Genomic DNA, 15,568 nt, shown 5'->3' with positions numbered 1-15,568 from the left:
ACAATCCCTTGTCTGGTGGCGATAGCGAAGCGGCCACACCCGTTCCCATGCCGAACACGGAAGTTAAGCGCTTCAGCGCCGAAAGTAGTTGGGGGTCTCCCCCTGTGAGGATAGGACGTTGCCAGGCCATATGAAGGACGACCAAGCACATGCTTGGTCGTCTCTTTTTGTATAATTTATGCGTACGGTGTCGGATAAGGAGGATTTTCACATGACTCGAAAGCCTAAAAATAATCCATTCACGTTTATGGAAATGCTTGAACAGCACGTTCGGGAAGGACGTGTGTCGTTTCATGTGCCAGGTCATCATAACGGGACCGTGACAGATGATAGCCTCCCGACAGCATTTAATAAAATCATGCCGTATGATTTAACCGAACTTGCACATCTGGATGACCTTCATCACGCTGAAGGGATTATCCAGCAAGGTGAAGAGGCTCTTGGGACCCTGTATCAAAGTAAGAGTAAGTGGTTAGTCAACGGATCGACCGTTGGCAACTGGAGCATGTTAGCTGCGACAGTCAAACGAGGTGAGCGGGTATACGTCCAGCGAAACTCACATAAATCAGTTTGGAACGCAATTGAATGGTTGGGCTTAGAGCCGATTTTATTAACTCCTGAACTAGAACGGGGTAGCGGTCTGCCGACGGTCGTTTCCCTTCGTACTGTCGAAGCGGCAGTTACGCAATATCCCGGAGGAAAAGCGTTACTGCTTACGTCCCCGACTTACTATGGGGATATGGCAGATGTACGGGCAATCAGTCGTTTTCTGCAGACGTTAACGATTCCCTTACTTGTAGACGAGGCGCATGGGGCACACTTGATTCATCCGAATCTTCCAAACCGCTCAGCGATTTTTGAAGGTGCGAGCGCTGTCGTCCAGTCCGCCCATAAGACACTCCCGGCATTCACGATGGGGGCCTGGATTCACTATAAGGAAGATATTAATGAATCGCGTTTGTTTCATGCGCTTTCTTCCTTCCAAACGTCTAGCCCGTCTTACTTGATTATGGCATCTCTTGATCACGCTCGAGCTTATCTCGAAAATTTGAGTGACCGAGATTGGTCACTGATTCAAACGAGTCATTTAGCTTTTATTATGGAAATGAGACGTGCCGGTTTCACGATAAAAGTGGGCGACGATTTCACAAAAATGACGGTACTGACTTATCCGAAGAACGGTTTGATTTTTAGTAGACATCTATCTTCGATTGGAATTGATATTGAGCTTGCGGCCGAGGACCATGTGTTATTCTGTCTGCCGTTCCGGGAATTAAAAACGCAAGAGATCCATCATTGGGTGAAGCTGATTAAAAATGCTTCTCAGCATGTCCCGCTCATTGACGAGGATGAAACAATTTATCCGTTTCCGATGACGGAGCCTGTTTCGCGCCTTCATCTTATAAAAGAAGATACACACGTCGTGCGCCTTCCGTTCGATGAAGCGATCGGACGCGTTGCAGCTGAGACGATTATCCCTTATCCGCCAGGGATCCCTTGGATTTTAAAAGGTGAGACCGTGACGGATGAGAAAATTCGTGTGTTAAAAGAGTGGATTTCGTTGGGACGGAACCTCCAGGCGAACAGACATGTTATGATAAAACAAATTGATGTTATCGTAGAGGAGTTTTAAACGTGAAAGGTATGTTCATCACTGTCGAAGGTCCAGACGGGTCTGGAAAGACGACGCAGTTGCAATTGCTGGCTAACGCCTTGACTAAAAAAGGGTATGAGGTTGTTATGACACGAGAGCCAGGAGGAACAAAAGTCGGGAATAGCATCCGGGAAGTGTTATTGTCTCCAGAGCATGACGAAATGACACCACGCACCGAAATGATGCTGTATGCAGCGTCTCGTGCACAAAACGTGGATCAGGTGATTCGTCCGGCCATCGACCGGGGTGCCATCGTTGTTTGTGACCGGTTTGTCGATGCATCCATCGCGTACCAAGGGTATGGTCTTCAGTATGACTTAGAGCAAGTTGTGTCGCTCAATAAGTGGGCGACAGCTGGAGTCACACCCGATTTGACTTTCTTATTCGACTTAAGTCCAGAGCAGTCGAGTCATCGCATGAAAGAACGCGGGCAGTTAGATCGAATCGAGAGTCGGAACGAGGCGTTTCATCAACGCGTCTATGAAGGTTTCTTGACGTTACTTCAACAAAATCCTGGCCGAATGGTCCGAATCGACGCAAGCCAGACGATTGAACTCATCCAAGATGAAGTGTTCGATATCACGATAGAACGACTACACGAAAGAGGAGTGAACGAATTATGAAAATGGTAATCGCAATCGTACACGATAAAGACAGCGCGCGTTTGTCAGACGCTTTAATTGAAGAGGATTTTCGAGCGACGAAATTGGCTACGACCGGAGGCTTTTTGAAGGAAGGTAATACGACGTTCATGATTGGTGTACCGAAAGAACGCCTTGACGATTTGCTAGGTTTGATCAAATCGAACTGCTCAAGCCGCGATCAAATGATTACGCCGATCTCGCCTATGGGTGGACATGCCGATTCATACATTCCGTATCCTGTTGAAGTCCAAGTTGGCGGAGCGACTATTTTCGTCTTGCCGATTGAAGGATTTCATCAGTTTTAATGGGAATGGTCACACATATGCGATTCCAAGAGTTGACTGAATCACAGAAAGTCGTAGCAAAAGTGATTGAGAATTCGATTGCCGCTCAAAAAATCGGGCACGCCTACATTTTTTCGGGTGACTATGAACCTTATCTGATTGAAACGGCCCAATTATTTGCCAAGGCACTTTTTTGTGAGATGCCTAGCGGGGCTGAACCTTGTGGCGTTTGCCGAAACTGCAAACGGATGGATTCTGGCAATATCGTCGACTACATGGAAGTTGAACCGGACGGGGCCAGTATCAAAAAAGAACAAATCCAGCAGCTATTGAGCGACCTGTCGTTACGGGGAGCCGAGGGCGATCGTCAAGTCTATGTGATCCACCAAGCGCATAAGATGACGACGCAAGCAGCGAACAGTTTATTAAAGTTTTTTGAGGAACCCGGTGTCGGCAAACTCGCCATTTTGGTGACGACGCAACCTCAACTGCTTCTCCCGACGATTCGTTCCCGGGCTCAACACTTAGTATTTCGCCCCATTGACCGGGTCCACCTTGCTGAAAAACTGGCAGAAGAGATGCAATGCACGAACGATTTGGCACGTCTTGCCCTGACCGTTTATCCGAAATGGGACGATGCGCGCGAGGCACTTCACAACGACTGGTTTGTACAGGCGTACGGGCTAGTGGTACAATTAGTTGAAGTATTGACAAAACGGCCGCAAGAGTTGCTTTTGTTCGCCCAAGAGAAGTGGCTCGGTCACTTCAAAGGGCGCAATGAACTCCGAGTCGGCCTCGAACTGTTCGAAAGTTGGTTGGAGGAAGCTCTCCACTTCAAAGTTCGAACCGATTATGTCCCGGAACTGTTCACGAAAGAGCAGTCGTTATATACGGCTTTCGTGAATGATCGTCCGGTACACAAAATCGTCCATGCCATCGAATTCGTTCATGAAGCGATTCGACGGCTCGAGGCAAACGTCAATCCTCAATTAACGTTCGAACGGTTAACGTTCGATTTGCAGAAGGGATAGGAGAGCGTGCTTGAAGTAGTTGGAGTCCGTTTTAAAGAAGCGGGAAAAATCTATTACTTTTCACCAGGCGAAGCAACGCTTGAACGTGGAGACCATGTCATCGTCGAGACGGTGCGAGGAATCGAATACGGTGAAATCGTCCAAGTTGGTAAACAACTAGGTGAAGACGAAGTCGTCTTGCCGTTGAAAACGATCCTTCGTGTCGCCGATCAAAAAGATGCCGAAATCGTTCAAGACAACCGATTGGCAGCTGTTGACGCTCACGCCGTCTGTGAAGAAAAAATTCGCGAACATCGACTTGAGATGAAATTAGTAGATGTTGAGTATACATTTGATCGTAATAAAGTTATTTTTTATTTCACGGCTGAGGGGCGCGTTGATTTTCGCGAGCTTGTTAAAGACTTAGCGAGCGTGTTCCGGACACGGATCGAACTCCGACAAATCGGGGTGCGGGATGAAGCGAAGCTACTCAGTGGAATCGGTCCTTGTGGTCGAGTGCTGTGTTGTTCCTCGTTCTTAGGCGAGTTCGAACCGGTGTCCATCAAGATGGCCAAGGATCAAAACCTTTCCTTGAACCCTAACAAGATCTCCGGTGTATGCGGTCGTCTCATGTGTTGTCTCAAATATGAGAACGATACGTATGAAGAATTGAAACGAGACTTGCCAGACGTCGGGAAGCGAATCAAAATTCCAGAAGGTGACGGACGTGTCGTCGGTCTCAACATCTTGGATCAGTTGATTCAAGTCGAATTGAATGACCGGACTCGTGTTGTGACGTATACGATCGATGAACTCGTCGAAGTCGGTGCGGTCAAACGAAAACCGTTGAAACAGTGATGGGGTGCTGAGCAGTGGAGAGAATGGATAAAAAAGAAGTTATGATGCGGGTCGATGCCATCGAGCAACAGATGTACGTGTTGACGGAGCATTTAAGCGTGCTCAAAGAACAACTCGCCTATTTGCTTGAAGAAAACCAACATATGTATCTCGAGAACCATCACCTGCGTGAAAAGGTTGAGCAGCTTGCAGAAGTCGAAACCCCTGATGGCGATCCGCAAATCGCTTTGTCCGGAAAAGGACAGAACAACTTGGCGGCGCTCTATCAGGAAGGGTTCCATATTTGCAACTTGCACTACGGACAAGTCAGAAAAGATGGCGATTGCCTCTTCTGTATGTCGATGTTAAATAAGCATTAATCGGGGGCGATAGACGGAGGAAATCTCTGTCCGTCGCCTCTGTTGTTATATAGGAGGGAAACAGCGTGACTGTAAAACAAGGGGAGCGCCTTGACGATTTGCTTGGACGCCCCGGTAAAATCATCCAAAGTGATGATGTCTTTTCATTCTCATTGGATGCGGTGCTACTCGCCGAATTCGTTTGGGTACCGATTCAACAAGGAAAGTTGGTCGATTTATGCGCTGGCACCGGCGCAATCCCGCTCTTTTTATCTTATCGGACGAAAGGGACGGTGACGGGCGTCGAGATTCAACCCCGGCTCGTCGACATGGCGAATCGCAGCATTGAGGTGAACGGTCTCGAAGAGCGGCTTCACATCATCGAAGGAGATGTGAAAACGGCCGCCTCCAGTCTCGGCCATGCCCGTTATGATGTTGTGACGTGTAACCCACCTTACTTCCTGGCCAATGAGACGTCGCTTCGCAATCAAAATGAGCACCATACGATTGCTCGTCACGAAGTACTCTGTACGCTTGAAGATTGCATTCGTTCGGCAAGTCAGCTTGTGAAGCCAGGCGGGAAAGTCGCGTTCGTCCATCGGCCCGAACGGCTGCTCGATATCGTCACGCTCATGCGGGCATACCGCATTGAGCCGAAGCGGATGCAGCTCGTCTACCCGAAGGCAGGACGAGATGCGAACACATTACTTATAGAGGGGTCTAAAGATGGAAAACCAGGACTCACGATCTTACCTCCGTTTATCGTTTATGAGGAAGATGATACGTATACGAAAACGATGCGAGACATCCTCGATGCGTAACTATTATGCGTATATTCTCGAATGCAGTGACCAAACCTACTACACCGGTTACACGACCGATATCGAAAAACGGGTCACTGTGCACAACGCCGGTAAAGGTGCGAAATATACGAGGGCGCGTCTCCCGGTCAGTCTTCGATACGTTAAGTCGTTCGAGACGAAACAGGAAGCGATGCGGTATGAATGGTCGATCAAACAATTGACCCGCGCTCAAAAACAGCAGCTGATGGAGGGGACGACCAATGAATTCACAGAAAAGTTATCAAACTGAGGGGCCGACGCTTTATGTCGTACCGACACCGATCGGCAACTTAGAGGACATGACGTACCGTGCCGTCCGCATCATGCGTGAAGTCGATTTGATTGCGGCCGAAGACACACGGCAAACGATGAAACTATGTCGTCATTTCGAGATCGAGACGAAATTGGTCAGCTATCATGAGCACAATAAGCAAGTTAGCGGACCCCGTTTAATTGAAGACATTCAAAACGGTAAGTCCGTCGCCGTCGTATCGGATGCGGGCATGCCTGGTATTTCAGATCCGGGGAGTGACCTCGTCCGACTCGCGATCGAGGCGAAGCTGCCAGTCGTCGTCTTGCCGGGTGCGAACGCGGCACTCACGGCACTCGTCGCATCTGGCCTCGCGACAGAACGGTTCTTATACTACGGGTTTTTACCTCGTAAAAAGAAAGAGCGGACCGAAGTGTTGGCTTCCCTTCAATATGAACCGGGTACACTCATCTTTTATGAGGCACCGCATCGGTTGAAAGAAATGTTGACCGGGGTGAAGGACGTACTCGGTAATCGCGAAATCGTGCTCGGTCGAGAGTTGACGAAAACGTTCGAAGAGTTTTTAAGAGGCACGGTTGAAGAGGCGCTCGCATGGTGCGAGGGCGAGGTGCGTGGCGAATTCGTCGTCATGGTGAGCGGCTCTACAGAGTCGGCACCGACGAGCGACTGGTGGGAAGCGCTGTCGCCTTTAGAGCATGTCGACCGGTACATCGAAGACGGACTCAAACCGAACGCGGCCATTAAGCAAGTCGCGAAAGAGCGTGGCTTGGCACGAAGCGAAGTCTACGATGCGTATCATCAAGTCGACAAAAAAGAGTAAGCAAGGATTCCCTTGCTTACTCTTCGCTGTAGTAGTTCTCGAGCATGTTTTTCAACTCGACGAGAACGCGCTGTGCGCCTTCAGGTGAAAGGATGAGTTTTCCGTCAGCCAACTTGAAGTTGTCGTCAGATACTTCGCCTGTCACTTGGCATGTCATGTTCGGTTTGTATTTTTTTAAGATGATTTGTTCGTTGTCGACGTAAATTTCGAGTGCGTCTTTTTCAGCGATACCGAGTGTCCGGCGCAATTCAATTGGAATAACGACGCGGCCGAGCTCGTCAACTTTCCGTACGATACCTGTAGATTTCATTTTGTGTTTCCTCCTCCAATGATGTCGAAATCTCATGGTGACATGAATCGTCAAAATTCGACAATGTGGCTTCAGCAAAAAGCATACTAAACTTTCCAATTGCAGTCAACTGCTTACTATTGGAAATGCGCATTTTTCGAAAAATGACGATAAGGGAATCATATATCCATAAAATTCCCCGAAAGTTTGCACCTGAAACAAAGAAAGGGTTTTTTTGGAACATTTTTTATAAGCTAGTATCAAATTAATTCCAAACAATTGGTTTGGAAATTCTTTTGTCGAACCGTGTATAATGGAAATTGCAAATGTCGAAAGGATGGAGAACATACTATGGCGAAGCCAACTTTTTATATCACGACTCCGATTTACTATCCGAGTGCGAAACTACACATTGGTCATGCCTATACGACGGTGGCCGGCGATGCGATTGCTCGCTATAAGCGTTTAAAAGGATTTGACGTCCGTTACTTAACTGGGACCGACGAGCATGGACAGAAGATTCAAGAAAAGGCCCAAGAAGCTGGCGTGACGCCACAAGCGTTTGTCGATGAAGTCGTCAAAGACATCCGTGTGCTTTGGGACAAGCTTGAGATCTCATATGACGATTACATCCGGACAACTGACGCCCGTCATAAAGCGGTCGTCGAGCACGTATTTGAGACACTGCTCAAAAATGATGATATTTACCTCGGTGAGTACGAAGGGTGGTACTCAATCCCGGACGAGACGTACTATACAGAATCACAACTTGTTGATGGAAAAAGTCCTGACAGCGGCCATCCGGTGGAACTCGTGCGCGAAGAGTGCTATTTCTTCCGCCTCAGCAAGTATGCGGACCGGTTGATCGAGTACTTCGAGTCACATCCGGATTTCATTTTACCGGAATCGCGTAAAACTGAAATGATCAACAACTTCTTGAAGCCGGGGCTGCAGGATTTGGCAGTCTCGCGGACGACGTTCGACTGGGGTGTACAAGTCCCGTCGAATCCGAAACACGTCGTATACGTCTGGGTCGACGCGCTCACGAACTATATCTCCGCGCTCGGCTACGGGACAGATAACGATGAATTGTTCAATCGTTACTGGCCGGCAGACGTACACTTGGTCGGGAAAGAAATCGTTCGTTTCCATACGATCATTTGGCCGGCGCTGCTCATGGCGCTTGACCTACCGCTACCGAAGCAAGTGTTCGCGCACGGCTGGTTGCTCATGAAAGACGGTAAGATGTCGAAGTCAAAAGGGAACGTCGTCGATCCGATTCCACTCATCGACCGCTACGGTCTTGATTCGCTTCGCTACTACTTGCTCCGTGAAGTCCCATTCGGTGCAGACGGCACGTTCACACCGGAAGCGTTCGTCGATCGCTTGAACTTTGATCTCGCGAACGACCTCGGGAATCTTCTCAACCGGACCGTTGCCATGATCAAGAAGTATTTCGATGGCAACGTACCGGCTTATGCGGGGAATGTGACGGCGTTCGATGCGGAACTTCTCCGTATGGTAAACGAAACGACGAACAAGACAGAAGAAGCGATGGAGCATATGGAATTCTCGGTCGCCCTCGCAAGCATTTGGCAACTCGTCAGCCGAGCCAATAAATATATCGATGAGACACAACCATGGGTGCTCGTAAAAGATGAGTCGAAGCGTGATGAGCTTGCATCTGTGATGACGCACCTCGCGGGCGTACTCCGCCATGTCGCGATCATGATTCAACCGTTCATGACACGGGCGCCGAAAGAAATGTTCCGTCAGCTCGGACTCGTTGACGAAGACATGTCATGGGAAGCGCTCGATACGTTCGCTGCCTTTGATGGAGCGGTCGTGACGGACGGAACGCCGATTTTCCCACGTCGAGACGTGAAAGAAGAAGTCGATGCGATTCAAGAGATGATGCGTCAAGCTTCGCAAGCGCGCATCGAAGCGGAAGCAACGCCGACTGAAACTGAAGATGAGGACGTCCGTCCAGAAATCACGATCGATGTGTTCGACCAAGTTGAGTTTCGGGTCGGGCAAATCGTCGAAGCAGATAAGATCAAGAAAGCGAAAAAACTATTGAAGCTTCAAGTCGACCTTGGCGGCGAAACGCGACAAATCGTCTCGGGCATCGCCGAATGGTATGCGCCGGAAGACTTAGTCGGTAAAAAAGTGATCGTCGTCGCCAACTTGAAACCGGTCAAACTCCGCGGTGAACTGTCTCAAGGAATGATTTTAGCAGCCGATAAAGATGGTAAGCTAGAACTCGCCACCGTCTCAGAGAATATGCCGAACGGGGCCATCGTCAAATAATTTTGAGGGAGACTTCGGTCTCCCTCTCTTTGTCTAAATAAGGAGGATGCATCATGTTGATTGATACGCACACCCATATTAACGCTGAGCAGTTCAATGAAGATGTCGAGGCGACAATCGAGCGTGCTCGCACTGCCGGCGTCTCGCCGATGCTCGTCGTCGGATTCGATACACCTACGATTGACCGTGCCATTGAGTTGGCTGAGGCGTATGAGGACGTCTACGCCATCGTTGGCTGGCATCCGGTCGACGCGATTGACTGCACCGAAGCTGAACTCGCCCGAATTGAAGCGCTTATGGCACATCCTAAAGTGATGGCACTCGGGGAAATCGGCCTTGATTATCATTGGGACAAGTCACCGAAAGATGTACAGCAGCGTGTGTTCCGTCAGCAAATCGCAATCGCGAAGCGGACGAACATGCCGATCGTCATCCACAACCGCGAAGCGACGGCGGACGTGCTCGATCTGCTAGAAGAAGAGCACGCGGAAGTTGTCGGCGGCGTGTTTCATAGTCACAGCATGTCTGTCGAATTGCTCGAACGCTGTTTAAAGCTGAATTTTTATATCTCGCTCGGCGGACCGGTGACGTTCAAAAACGCCAAAGTGCCGAAGCAAGTGGCGCAGCAAGTACCGCTCGACCGTCTTCTTGTCGAGACGGATTGTCCCTATTTGACGCCGACACCGTTCCGCGGTAAACGAAATGAGCCGGCATACGTCACTTACGTCGCTGAAGAGATTGCAGCGCTCCGCGGCATGCCTTACGAAGCACTCGCCGAGGCTACGACCGCCAATGCGAAACGGCTGTTCCGACTTCCATGATGATTAGACGTTTTGTGTTGAGTGTAGGCGTCATTGTCGTTGCCGTCTTCGCCTACATGATGATGCAGCCGGAGAAGATTACGATTATCGATAACGGTGTCAAGATTGAGCACGATACACAGGCTGATTCGGTCATCGAAGTGCTCGCCGAGGCCGGGATCACGATCGATGAGGCTGACTATGTGACGCCGGCGCTCAGTGCGGACATCCCGCCGGAGCGTGTCATTCATATCGAACGGGCCCAAACGGTGTCGCTCCAGATCGGTTACGGTCAAATGGAGACGATCGATACCCGTGAGCGGACCGTTGGTGATGTCCTGCTCCGATACGGTGTGAGCGTGCGAGAAGGTGATGATGTCTATCCGTCGGTCAGAACACCGATCACGTCAGGCATGACGATTCGCTATCAGCCGGTCGTGGCGCTTGATTTGATCATAGGAGATGATGCGACAAAAGTTTATACGATGGCATCGACCGTGGAAGAGGCGTTACGAGAAGCCCGAATTGAGATTTCAGATAAAGATACGGTCGTTCCGGCGCTCACGGCCGAAGTGCGTGATGGGATGACGATCACCGTCAACATGAGCCGAGACGTCGTTCAATATGAGAACCGCTTAATCCCGTTCGAGATCATTGAAGAAGAGGATGCGACACTTGCAGCCGGGACGACCGAAGTGTCACAAGTCGGCGTCCCTGGTCTAGAGCGGACGCGGTATGCACTGACAGTTGAAAATGGTACAATTACAAATCGGACCGAGACAGACGTCGAAATGGTGCAGACAGTGCGACCGCAAATCATTAAGGTCGGTACGAAAGTCGCAACCGAGCGCGAAGCCGAGTTTGAAGCAGCCGAAGCGCCGACTGAGACCGTTGACTCGACAAGTCCATTCCGCGAGGAAGCGGAAATCAAAATCGAGGAAACGCCTCGGGCCGACGATGTCCTCGACTTCACATCAGCCAAACAACTCCTCGTCGAGGCCACCGCCTATACGAACAATGCAGAAGACACCGTGACGTATGACGGCAGAGTACTGACGCGCAGCGGCTATGACGTGACGGATACGATCCTTTATGAAGGAATGCGGATCATTGCGGTCGACCCGGCCGTCATCCCGCTCGGAACCCGCGTCTATATCGAAGGGTTTGGCATGGCGATCGCTCTCGATACAGGCAGCGCGATTAAAGGCAATATTATCGATATCATGATGGATACGAAAGAGGAAGCGGTCACGTTTGGTCGTAAGCCACTGACGATTTGGGTGATCCCGAAGCAAGAAGAGAAAGAAGGAACTGACAATGCGTGAGAAAATACAAGAAGTGATCGTCGTCGAAGGACGCGATGATACAACCCGGCTTCAAGAAGTGTACGACGTCGACACGATTGAAACGAACGGGTCGGCCGTGTCAAAACAGACGATCGAACGGATCAAACGTGCCCAGGAGACACGCGGTGTCATCATCTTGACCGATCCGGACTATCCGGGCGACCGGATCCGGGCCATCGTCGAAGAGCAAGTGAAGGGCTGTAAACACGCCTACCTCCCTCGGGCCGAGGCGAAAGACAAACGAGGGAAAATCGGCGTCGAACACGCGACACCTGCGACAATCCGTCGTGTGCTCGAGGCGGTTTATGAAACACGAGTTGAGACGGACGAGCCACTCGTCACGCGACAAATGGTGCTCGAGGCCGATTTGATCGGTGGAGCGGATGCCGCAACTCGTCGCAAGCGTCTTGGCGTCTTGCTCCGCATCGGGGAACCGAACGCCAAACAATTTGTGAAACGAGTCGAAGCGTTGCGCGTGACCATCGAGGAATGGGAGCGGGCACTCGCTCAGTTAGAGGAGGAAAATCATTGAAAGATATTGCAACGATTCATCGCACGAAAGCGATTTTACAACGTCACGGCTTCTCATTCAAAAAGTCGCTCGGACAAAACTTTTTAATCGACTTGAATATATTAAATAAAATCGTCGACGCCGCAGAACTAGGTGAAGCGAGCGGTGTGCTCGAGATCGGTCCGGGAATCGGCTCGTTGACGGAACAATCGGCCAAGCGGGCGCAAAAAGTGGTCGCGCTTGAAATCGATCAACGCCTTCTACCGATCCTTGAAGACACGATGGCGCCTTACCCGAACGTTCACGTCATTCATGGGGACGCGCTCGAGCTCGACATTCGCAGCATCGTGGAACGTGAGTTCTTGAGTGAAGGGATTGACGATATCGCGGTCGTCGCCAACTTGCCATATTATGTGACGACGCCGATTATCATGCGTTTGCTCGAGAGCCGGATCAAATTCCGTTCGCTCGTCATGATGATTCAAAAAGAAGTGGCTGAGCGCATCGGGGCGAAACCTGGCACGAAAGCGTACGGTTCGTTATCAATCGCGATCCAGTATTATGCGGAAGCGAGTGTAAGCTTTATCGTACCGAAAAGCGTGTTCATGCCGGCTCCAAACGTCGACTCGGCCGTGATCACGCTCAAGATGCGTCCGCGCCCGGCTGTCGATGTCGAAGACGAAGCCTTTTTCTTTGAAATCGCCCGCGCTAGTTTCGCGCAACGTCGAAAAACGATTTTGAACAACTTGACGAATCATCTCGGCAAAGATAAAAAAGTAGACCTTGAACGTCTCTTGAATGAAGCGGGAATCGACCCGAAACGGCGAGGCGAAACGCTTTCGCTTCAAGAGTTTGCACGCTTAGCAGACACAATTTTACCACTTAAAAATAGTTGACGACTGGATAGCGAGTCGCTATAATATTTACTCTTTATTTCCGTTTTAGAATATGCTATACTTGTAACAGTGAGGTGAAGCGTATGCCAAAGACGTTGCAAGAAATCAGACAAAAACTCGAATCACATGTTGGAGAACGATTGACGTTGAAAGCAAACGGCGGTCGTAAGAAAGTCGTTACTCGGTTTGGAACGCTCGTTGAGACGTATCCCGCGGTGTTCGTTGTCAAGTTGGATGAAGAGCATCACAACGTGGAACGTGTCTCTTATAGCTACGCTGATGTCCTAACGGATACAGTTAAAATTGAATTCAGTAATTGATCGATAAATGAGGGGCGGATGCATTGGCAGCTGCTTCTTTTTTTGTGCGTCCGTTTACGGTACAATGGCGAACAGGAGATACATTGGGAAGGGTGAACGATATGCGTACGATCAGTGTGAAAGCGCCGGCAAAAATCAATTTGACACTAGACGTCCTCGGGAAGCGGACGGACGGCTATCATGAAGTAGAAATGGTGATGACGACAGTGGACTTGTCCGACCGGCTCGAATTGACCGTACTCGATACGGATGAGATTCGAATCCAGTCTGAGCACGCCTATGTCCCGAGCGATCATCGGAACTTAGCTTACCGTGCGGCCGATTTGTTGCGGAAGCGGTTCGACATCGCAGAAGGAGTCGAAATCGTCCTCGATAAACAAATCCCGGTCGCAGCAGGGCTCGCCGGAGGATCAAGTGATGCGGCGGCGACGCTTCGGGGAATGAACGAACTGTTCGAGCTTGGTTTGACGCTCGAGGAGTTAGCAGAGCTCGGAGCCGCGGTCGGTTCAGACGTCTCGTTTTGTGTGATGGGTGGAACCGCGATCGCCCGGGGCCGCGGTGAGATATTAGAGACGATTCCGTCACCGCCGCCGTGCTATGTCGTGTTGGCGAAGCCGAAGCTCGGTGTATCGACGGCTGACGTGTATCGAGCCGTTCAGATGGAGAAAATCGTCCATCCAGACACTGCGGCGATGGTTAAAGCGATTCGTGAACGGGACTTTGACGGAATTTGTGCGAACCTCGGTAACGCGCTTGAAGGTGTCACGCTTGAACTGCATCCCGAAGTCCGTCAAATCAAAGAGACGATGCTGCATTGTGGTGCTGATGGCGTGTTGATGAGCGGCAGCGGCCCGACTGTATTCGCGCTCATCGAGCACGAGCAAAAAGCGCACCGCGTCTATAACGGACTGAAAGGATTTTGTCCGGAAGTGTTCGTCGTTCGGATTCTCGGCAAAAAACATTGAACAAAGACGAATGAAAGTGATATATTCTGTTTAGAACATTCGTCTATTATTGACAAAGTGAAGGGGAATCCGTATGAAAATTCGTAGAAGTGGTCGTCTCGTCGATATGACCCGTTATATGCTTGACCATCCACATCAGCTCGTCTCGTTATCGATGTTTTCGAGCCGCTATCAGTCTGCTAAATCATCGATCAGTGAAGATTTAGTCATCGTCAGTGAAATGCTCGCCCACGACGGTACCGGGAAATTGATTACCGTCCCAGGTGCGGCCGGGGGAGTCATGTTCATTCCAGGGTGGAGCAAAGACAAGTCGCTATCGATGATCGATAGCTTGTGCGATCAACTGTCGAAACCGGAGCGTCTGCTTCCGGGAGGCTATTTATACTTAACCGACGTGCTTGGTAATCCGCGTCAAGTGAAACCGATGGGACAAATCTTTGCCTCGGTGTTTGCGGACCGTAAAGTCGACGTCGTCATGACGATTGCGACAAAAGGGATTCCGCTCGCCTACGCGGTCGCTGAGCAATTAGGTGTTCCGTTCGTCATCGTCCGGTCCGACAGCCGTGTCACGGAAGGGTCGACCGTCAGTATCAATTACGTTTCCGGCTCGTCAAAAGCGATCCGTACGATGGCGCTCGCCCGTCGAAGCTTGCCACGAGGCGCAAACGTCTTGCTCATCGATGACTTTATGAAAGCAGGCGGGACGATCCGTGGGATGATGAGCCTGTTGAATGAGTTCGAGGCAAACCTCGCGGGTGTCGGTGTCTTGATGGAAGCCGAAGGTGCCGAGAAGAAAATGGTAAGTGAGTACGTCAGCTTGATGAAGTTGACGAACGTTGATGCAGATGAAGGACTCGTCACAATTTCACGCGGTAACGTCGAACAGTTCTTAAAGTGATTGGCAAAAATTTGATTTCGTTTTATGATGAGAGGGTATATCAGTCATACGGAGTCAATCGGTTCGCTTGAATCACTTTAACCTTTTAGTGAAAGTACACCATGGCATAGACAACGAAGAAAAGGGGATGCGAAACATGCAGATCACAGACGTAAAAATTCGCAAAGTGACGACGGAAGGTAGGATGAAGGCGCTCGCTTCAATCACGCTTGACCAAGAGTTTGTCGTGCATGACCTTCGAATCATCGAAGGAAGCACCGGGCTCTTCGTCGCGATGCCGAGTAAACGAACGCCGGAAGGCATTTTCCGAGACATCGCTCACCCGATCAATGGAGATATGCGCCAAAAAGTCGAGGCGGCTGTGCTCGAAGCCTACGGCACGGTCGATGTTTCCACTTACGAAGCACAGGAATCATACAACGGTATAAACGAATAATGACTCGACAGCGGATGGGGACCCTTCCGCTGCCTTTTTGCGTTTGATTAGTTACGAATGGTTACAACGGTTGAAA

The 15,568-nt window shown here is 50.2% G+C and carries 19 protein-coding genes and 1 rRNA gene; 19 read left to right on the top strand and 1 reads right to left on the bottom strand.

All coding sequences use genetic code 11. From position 1 onward, the window contains the following. Positions 1-11: 11 nt before the first annotated feature. The 10 genes from rrf to rsmI all read left to right on the top strand — a co-directional run bounded on the left by rrf (position 12) and on the right by rsmI (position 6,721). Positions 12-127, top strand: a 5S ribosomal RNA gene (gene rrf / locus EVJ29_RS14685). An 84-nt stretch (positions 128-211) separates the two neighbouring features. Then, on the top strand, positions 212-1,633 hold the full coding sequence (locus tag EVJ29_RS14680) for an aminotransferase class I/II-fold pyridoxal phosphate-dependent enzyme (RefSeq protein WP_236633567.1): 1,422 nt from the start codon (positions 212-214) through the stop codon (positions 1,631-1,633). Between the two features lie 2 nt (positions 1,634-1,635). Beyond that, positions 1,636-2,277: a dTMP kinase gene (tmk, locus tag EVJ29_RS14675; protein WP_131466508.1), complete on the top strand. Its 642-nt coding sequence runs from the start codon at positions 1,636-1,638 to the stop codon at positions 2,275-2,277. Next, complete coding sequence (locus EVJ29_RS14670; protein ID WP_070329395.1) at positions 2,274-2,603, top strand: cyclic-di-AMP receptor; 330 nt, start codon at positions 2,274-2,276, stop codon at positions 2,601-2,603. The genes tmk and EVJ29_RS14670 overlap by 4 nt, the downstream gene beginning before the upstream one ends. Positions 2,604-2,608: 5 nt before the next feature. Continuing rightward, complete coding sequence (locus tag EVJ29_RS14665; protein ID WP_236633566.1) at positions 2,609-3,613, top strand: DNA polymerase III subunit delta'; 1,005 nt, start codon at positions 2,609-2,611, stop codon at positions 3,611-3,613. Positions 3,614-3,619: 6 nt separating this feature from the next. After that, on the top strand, positions 3,620-4,450 hold the full coding sequence (locus tag EVJ29_RS14660) for a PSP1 domain-containing protein (protein ID WP_070329394.1): 831 nt from the start codon (positions 3,620-3,622) through the stop codon (positions 4,448-4,450). 23 nt (positions 4,451-4,473) lie between these two features. Further along, on the top strand, positions 4,474-4,809 hold the full coding sequence (yabA, locus tag EVJ29_RS14655; RefSeq protein WP_016510808.1) for a DNA replication initiation control protein YabA: 336 nt from the start codon (positions 4,474-4,476) through the stop codon (positions 4,807-4,809). A 65-nt stretch (positions 4,810-4,874) separates the two neighbouring features. After that, complete coding sequence (locus tag EVJ29_RS14650; RefSeq protein WP_070329393.1) at positions 4,875-5,609, top strand: tRNA1(Val) (adenine(37)-N6)-methyltransferase; 735 nt, start codon at positions 4,875-4,877, stop codon at positions 5,607-5,609. Then, positions 5,602-5,880, top strand: coding sequence for a GIY-YIG nuclease family protein (locus tag EVJ29_RS14645; RefSeq protein WP_016510809.1), 279 nt, complete (start codon positions 5,602-5,604; stop codon positions 5,878-5,880). The genes EVJ29_RS14650 and EVJ29_RS14645 overlap by 8 nt, the downstream gene beginning before the upstream one ends. After that, a complete protein-coding gene (rsmI, locus tag EVJ29_RS14640; protein ID WP_070329392.1) occupies positions 5,852-6,721 on the top strand; it encodes a 16S rRNA (cytidine(1402)-2'-O)-methyltransferase in 870 nt (289 codons plus the stop codon). Before EVJ29_RS14645 ends, rsmI begins: the two co-directional genes overlap by 29 nt. A gap of 16 nt (positions 6,722-6,737) precedes the next feature. On the opposite strand, the gene EVJ29_RS14635 is transcribed toward rsmI, so the two are convergent. Further along, positions 6,738-7,031 (bottom strand): AbrB/MazE/SpoVT family DNA-binding domain-containing protein, encoded by a 294-nt coding sequence (locus EVJ29_RS14635; protein ID WP_070329391.1) that lies wholly within the window; start codon positions 7,029-7,031, stop codon positions 6,738-6,740. 330 nt (positions 7,032-7,361) lie between these two features. On the opposite strand from EVJ29_RS14635, the gene metG reads away from it, so the two are divergent. From metG to spoVG, 9 genes are all read left to right on the top strand, one after another. Beyond that, on the top strand, positions 7,362-9,320 hold the full coding sequence (gene metG, locus EVJ29_RS14630; RefSeq protein WP_131490786.1) for a methionine--tRNA ligase: 1,959 nt from the start codon (positions 7,362-7,364) through the stop codon (positions 9,318-9,320). A gap of 53 nt (positions 9,321-9,373) precedes the next feature. After that, the gene (locus EVJ29_RS14625) at positions 9,374-10,141 is read left to right on the top strand and encodes a TatD family hydrolase (RefSeq protein WP_131505314.1); all 768 of its coding nucleotides are present in this window, start codon (positions 9,374-9,376) and stop codon (positions 10,139-10,141) included. After that, the gene (locus EVJ29_RS14620; protein ID WP_236633565.1) at positions 10,141-11,445 is read left to right on the top strand and encodes a 3D domain-containing protein; all 1,305 of its coding nucleotides are present in this window, start codon (positions 10,141-10,143) and stop codon (positions 11,443-11,445) included. Before EVJ29_RS14625 ends, EVJ29_RS14620 begins: the two co-directional genes overlap by 1 nt. Further along, complete coding sequence (gene rnmV, locus EVJ29_RS14615) at positions 11,438-11,998, top strand: ribonuclease M5 (protein ID WP_016510695.1); 561 nt, start codon at positions 11,438-11,440, stop codon at positions 11,996-11,998. The genes EVJ29_RS14620 and rnmV overlap by 8 nt, the downstream gene beginning before the upstream one ends. Further along, on the top strand, positions 11,995-12,873 hold the full coding sequence (gene rsmA, locus EVJ29_RS14610) for a 16S rRNA (adenine(1518)-N(6)/adenine(1519)-N(6))-dimethyltransferase RsmA (RefSeq protein WP_071398628.1): 879 nt from the start codon (positions 11,995-11,997) through the stop codon (positions 12,871-12,873). The genes rnmV and rsmA overlap by 4 nt, the downstream gene beginning before the upstream one ends. A gap of 83 nt (positions 12,874-12,956) precedes the next feature. After that, positions 12,957-13,193 (top strand): Veg family protein, encoded by a 237-nt coding sequence (locus EVJ29_RS14605; protein WP_070329386.1) that lies wholly within the window; start codon positions 12,957-12,959, stop codon positions 13,191-13,193. 101 nt (positions 13,194-13,294) lie between these two features. Then, positions 13,295-14,158, top strand: coding sequence for a 4-(cytidine 5'-diphospho)-2-C-methyl-D-erythritol kinase (ispE, locus tag EVJ29_RS14600; RefSeq protein ID WP_071398629.1), 864 nt, complete (start codon positions 13,295-13,297; stop codon positions 14,156-14,158). Positions 14,159-14,231: 73 nt separating this feature from the next. Next, the gene (gene purR / locus EVJ29_RS14595) at positions 14,232-15,056 is read left to right on the top strand and encodes a pur operon repressor (protein ID WP_071398630.1); all 825 of its coding nucleotides are present in this window, start codon (positions 14,232-14,234) and stop codon (positions 15,054-15,056) included. A 136-nt stretch (positions 15,057-15,192) separates the two neighbouring features. Then, positions 15,193-15,492, top strand: coding sequence for a septation regulator SpoVG (gene spoVG / locus EVJ29_RS14590; RefSeq protein WP_070329383.1), 300 nt, complete (start codon positions 15,193-15,195; stop codon positions 15,490-15,492). Positions 15,493-15,568: the final 76 nt, after the last annotated feature.

The sequence above is a fragment of the Exiguobacterium sp. SH4S7 genome, from assembly GCF_004336795.1.
GTDB lineage: Bacteria > Bacillota > Bacilli > Exiguobacteriales > Exiguobacteriaceae > Exiguobacterium > Exiguobacterium aurantiacum_A.
Note: the sequence above shows the minus strand (reverse complement) of the source record. Positions and strands in the feature narration are given on the sequence as shown.